Origin of the sequence: Mesorhizobium sp. M2A.F.Ca.ET.042.01.1.1 (assembly GCF_003997405.1) — a bacterium.
Lineage (GTDB): Bacteria > Pseudomonadota > Alphaproteobacteria > Rhizobiales > Rhizobiaceae > Mesorhizobium.
The window spans coordinates 1-852 of record NZ_RZRX01000604.1; the positions used below are offsets into that span (position 1 = coordinate 1).

Consider the following 852-nt stretch of genomic DNA (forward strand, 5'->3'; position numbering starts at 1 on the left):
CCGGCCGCAGGCCGGCAGGATTGGCGAAGGCGGCGGCACGCGGCAACAATGTCAGCGCCCAGGCCAGCGGCAGCAGCCAGTGCCAGGCGGCGATTTCGCCAGGCGGCAGGAGCTGGCCGGCAAAGGGCTGCAGAACGATCGCGGCGACCGCCGCCAGCACGCTCGATAGCGCGGCACGCCGCGACCCGGAGACCCACCAGGTCTCGATCGGCAATGCCAAGCCAAGCAGCGCGACCGGCGAGGCCAGTCCCCCTGCCGCCGCTATTGCGCCGGCAAGCGCGAGGCCGCCCAAGGCGACCGCCATGCGGCCGGCGAGCGCCATGTGGCCAGTGGCGGCGACCAGAAGCGCGGCGAACCAGCACAAGCCGAAAGCGGCAAAGATGGCGGCCATGGTGACGGCCGCGCCGAGGCTCGAGGTGACTAGCGTCACCGCGGCACCCGCGGCAAGGAAGGGCGAGGCGAGCATGACCCCGATGAAGCGGCGCTGGCGCAAACGTTCCGCCTCACTCGTCACGGTGGGGTGAACCAAGCGTTCGCAGCCGGCGGCAACCGCGCCGGGCAATTGAACGTATCTGGCTGAAATCGAACTCAACGCACGCGTACCCGGTGGTAAAAAACATCCTGCCTGGCAGGTGACTCAATCAATGCCTTGAAACTCGCATCCAGCGTTTAAGGAATGGATAAGGCTGGCGGGTGCCAGCGACCGCCCCAAGGCAAATATTGTGATGCCGGCCCCGCAAAGCACGTCGAGTTGGCGCCATGGTAAACGGCGCGTTAGCCGCGAGGTCTGTGCCAAAACGGACCTGAACTTGAGGCGGCTAATCGCCGTCCAAGAAAAAATCATTCAATAAC

Annotated in this window: 1 pseudogene; it reads right to left on the reverse strand. The window is 66.0% G+C overall.

The window, feature by feature from the left end:
• Positions 1–529 (reverse strand): annotated as a pseudogene (locus tag EOA23_RS35120) (PAS domain-containing sensor histidine kinase); the annotation flags it as partial.
• Positions 530–852: the final 323 nt, after the last annotated feature.